Annotated in this window: 4 protein-coding genes; 1 reads left to right on the plus strand and 3 read right to left on the minus strand. The window is 64.8% G+C overall.

Annotation, left to right across the window (positions count from 1 at the left end):
• Positions 1-210: 210 nt before the first annotated feature.
• Entirely contained in the window at positions 211-405 is a 195-nt protein-coding gene (locus BLR51_RS26645) for an MHC class I heavy chain (RefSeq protein WP_089852567.1), read from the plus strand.
• Between the two features lie 81 nt (positions 406-486).
• Here BLR51_RS26645 and BLR51_RS26650 read toward each other — a convergent pair whose 3' ends face one another.
• The 3 genes from BLR51_RS26650 to BLR51_RS26660 all read right to left on the minus strand — a co-directional run bounded on the left by BLR51_RS26650 (position 487) and on the right by BLR51_RS26660 (position 3,813).
• The gene (locus BLR51_RS26650; RefSeq protein ID WP_089852568.1) at positions 487-1,158 is read right to left on the minus strand and encodes a hypothetical protein; all 672 of its coding nucleotides are present in this window, start codon (positions 1,156-1,158) and stop codon (positions 487-489) included.
• A gap of 469 nt (positions 1,159-1,627) precedes the next feature.
• Positions 1,628-1,945: a hypothetical protein gene (locus BLR51_RS26655; protein ID WP_089852569.1), complete on the minus strand. Its 318-nt coding sequence runs from the start codon at positions 1,943-1,945 to the stop codon at positions 1,628-1,630.
• A complete protein-coding gene (locus BLR51_RS26660; protein ID WP_089852570.1) occupies positions 1,933-3,813 on the minus strand; it encodes a DNA primase family protein in 1,881 nt (626 codons plus the stop codon). Before BLR51_RS26660 ends, BLR51_RS26655 begins: the two co-directional genes overlap by 13 nt.
• Positions 3,814-3,980: the final 167 nt, after the last annotated feature.

Genomic DNA, 3,980 nt, shown 5'->3' on the forward strand with positions numbered 1-3,980 from the left:
GGCCGCCCGTATACGTTCCCCCGCCAGGAAGGACCCACGGATTCGGGCCGGGGCGCGCCCGACCGGGCCGTCTCTCGCCTCAGGGAGCGCCATCCCGCGCATTTTCGGCCATCCGGCAGGTGCTGTGGTGCGACTCGGCGTCAGATGATAGCCTACCTCCATGAAACCCTGCGAACGTCGCACCAAAAGGCGCGACCATAGGAGAGCACAATGCAGGAAAACTGGATCAACACCCGTGTCATGGAATGCAGCGCGGTGAACGGGGAGCGTTACACGGTCATCGAACAGGGTGACGGAACCCAACCCCGCTACGTTCTTGGGAACGGTCGCAAAGTGGCCCGCAACGGGGATGGAAGTTTCACGGTGCCCGGGACAGAGGCGGTACTATGGATCACGGCGCCTTGAACCAAGTGCGCCCGGCAGAGGGGTCTCCTCTCCGGGCGCACAATGGTTCACTGGCAACATGGCAATAGAGTGACTTTGCTGTCAACCCCGATTGGCCCAAGGCCGCTGTGGCGGCAGATCAATGGACACGGAAAAAGCGGTGAGCCCGCTGTGCTGGAAGGTCTGCCGAAGCTCGAGCAGGGCCGACCACCATTGCAGCCATGCCCGGCGCCGCCCCGCCTGCTCTCTGGCATCCCCCTCATAGCGGACAAGACAGATATATCCGTCCTCCTTGCCCAGATGGTTCGCGGGCCAGCGCCCGACGCGCGCATCCCCGGTCCAGAGCGTGCGTTCGGCATAAACGCCGTGTTTGCAGCGGCGCCATCCCATGGGAATGCAGCGCGGCTGCAGGTCCGACCCCCAGTCCGGCATCAATCCGGCCCGGGCCAGTTCGGCAATCCAGATGGCCATGCGCCGTCCGCCGCAGCCCTCGGGCAGAACCGCAAGCGCCGAGGCGACAAGATCCGCATCGGGATGCGACTCTGACCGGCCACCGCCATCCACCGCGCAGCCAAGGTTATGGCGCTGCATCAGGATGTATTCGATGCCCACGCTTGGCCGCTCGCCCGCCAGACGGGCCAGTTCGTCAAATTCGATCGACACCCGCTCCACCTGAAAGGCCCAGACCAGCAGTTCCCAGATGCTGACCGGGCGCTTGGCGCCGCGCCCGGGGCGGATCTTGGTGGTTGGTGCATGGCTTTCTGCCCTGTTCATCTCACCCTCACTCTATATTCTGACCTGCTTTTTCTTTTAGATACAGGATGTTGATTATCGTCTGTTAAGAGGACGGCTTGACCGGCTTGAGAGGCGAAGAGGACGGCCCGAAAGACGGGAAACCCCCAAGACGTCAAGTCATTGAAAAGACTAAAGATGCAGGGCGGGTCACGGCTTGAACGGCCCGAACGGCGTGAAATGCCGACTAACGCATGAGGATCGGATCTTCCCCCGCACCCCCAGTTCTCGCGCGCGCATGCGTGGTCCTGCATCTCGGGCCGTTCAGGCCGGTCAGGCCGTCGATGCCGCGCAAGTCTTTGAAGGCGCAGAATTTCCCCCGGACCCCATGTCAGGCCGTCGAGCCGTGGCAGGGTCGGTTCAGGCCGGTCCGACCGGTCAGATTTCCGAAGGAAGCTGTGGGGGTGCGGGGTGCGGGGCGCCATGACGGGCCGGGATGCACCCCGCGGGCTCATGGATCGAGCCTTTCCGGCGGCAGGGCGGCCAGCCAGGCATTGACCTCTGCCGCGGGGATTTCACAGCAGCTGGCGCTGGAGCGCGGGCGCGACGATGGACGCCGGCGGGCCGCTTCTGCAGCATGATGGGCGGCATAGGCCGCCTCGCGCGCCTGTCTCAGCGCGACAATGCAGGCCTGCTTGCTGGAAAAGGCCTGCCCTTTGGGAATGAAGCCATCCTGCCGCGCCTGATCGACAAAGGCGTCGAGCTCGGCACGGGTCAGGCCAAGGCTGGGGGTCGCGCGACGCCACGCGCCGGGGTTCAGGTCTGCCACATCGTGCCCCCGTCTCCCCCGACCTTGGACGCCACGGGGCGTCCCTTGGCATCGCGTGGTGCATTGTCAAAAGACCGCCGGAAGGTGTCGAGAAACTTCAGCCCCCGGTATCCCGTCGCGTCGCGCTTGCCGGGGCTGTAGGTCTTTCCCGACCGGCTGTCCCGGTAGCGGTCCGCCAGATGCTTGAATTTGAGCGATACCGTGCGATCGCCCCACATGCCCTCGCCGCGCATGTCGAGCCAGAGATTGAAGCCCTGGATCAGCTCGCGCGCCAGAAGGAAATCATCCGGGTCGCCGGTGACGACGCAGGCATCGCCAAGAAAAGTCCCGATCGGGTCGCTGTCGGCGCGATAGTCCTTGGTGGCGTCAAGCACCTGCCGGGGCTCCTGCAGCCCGCGTTCCAGGTAATCGATCAGGCCTGCGATCAGCCAGTTGAGGATCCCGGACCGCTCTTCCCAGAGCTTGTCGCCCAGCTTCTCATCGCGCTCCTCGGTCGGGATCTGCACATCGAAGGGCACCAGCAGCACCCGGCGCCAGATACCGTCATCGGTGCCGCGGATGTCAGGTTTGTGGTTGCCCGACATGGTCAGCTTGAAAAACGGATGCACCTCGATGAATTTCTCGTTCAGCTGGCGCACAAGGATCGGTTCGCCCCCGGTCAGTTCCTTGATCAGCCCTTCCTGCAGCCTCTCGCCCTCCTCCGGCTCCGAGGCGCGCACCATCCGCGCGCCCATCAGCGGGAAGATGTCGGGCGTGGCATCAGCACCCCCGCGCCGGTTGCGCCCGGTGAAGGATTCGATCTTGGCCATATGGGAATAGTCGCCCAGAATCCGGGCGATCAGGTCGACCAGCACGGATTTGCCGTTGGCCCCCGCGCCATACATGAACGCGAATTTCTGGATCTTCAGCCCCGTCATGGACAGGCCAAACCAGCGCTGTAGGAAGGCGCGCATTTCCGGGGCGGGCTGCACCCGGGCCAGAAAGCGGTCAAAGGTCGGGCAGGTCGCTTCCGGATCATAGACCACCGGCATCATCTTTGTGATGATCTGCGGACGCGCCCGCCCGGGCACCGGGATTTCGCGCGCGTGCTCCACCTCTTCCATCGATGCCGTGCGCGACAGGCCCTGATCAGGCCGGGCGGCTTCAACCGAGAAGCTGAGGATGCAGCTTTCCGTGTTCACCGTGAGCGGATCGGAATCCAGATCCTCGACCCCCTGCGCCAGCAGCGCGATCGCCTCGTGCAGCATCGCATCGATGCGATTCTTGTTGCCCGAGGTCTTCGCAAAGCCCCGATGATCGCTCTTCATGGAGGATTTGCGGTCCTTCAGCTTCCGGATGCCGATCAGCTTCTGCGTCAGATCCTCTAGCTCGATCTGCTGTTCCGGGGTCAGATCGTCGCGTTTGATGCCGGTCAGCGCGGCATGACGCGCGCGCGCCCTGGGCTCCCCCTCGATCTCGCGCAGTTGCCAGTCCTCTAACACAAGATGCGGAATCTCCTTCAGGATGCGGGGCGGGACGCCCTGTGCGAGGCGCCGGACCCGGATTTCGTCGGGGTCCAGATGCCAGCGACGGCCATCCCAGATATGCCAGCCGACCCGGGGCACCTTCAGCGCGCTGGCGCCGCAATACCTGGCAAAGCGATGGCCGTTGCCGGTGTCGTTCAAGGGGAAGGCCGCGCAAGCCTTCTCCTCCTGCTGCGCCGGGGTTAAGGCCCTGCCTTTCTTGCCACCTCCCTTGATGCCGCCAGTCTCGGCCTCTTCTGCTGAGCCTTTAGGGTCTTCCTGCGCCTCGGCCGCCACGCCCTCGGGCAGGTCGACATCCTCGGCTGCGGCGAAGCGCGCGCGCACGTCATCTCTGCGGTCGGTCATGCGTCCTGTCCCGTCCTGTCGTCTTTTTGGTCCCGTCCCGTCAGGACATCGTTCAGATCCACCCCCTCCCCGGGATGGACGATCTGGCCGCGCAGGCCGGGCCGCAGCGCCATGGCGCGGCGCAGCCCGCATTCGAGCTTGTGCCGCGTGGCGCGCGGGTCGGAATC

This window comes from Salipiger marinus (assembly GCF_900100085.1).
Taxonomy (GTDB): domain Bacteria; phylum Pseudomonadota; class Alphaproteobacteria; order Rhodobacterales; family Rhodobacteraceae; genus Salipiger; species Salipiger marinus.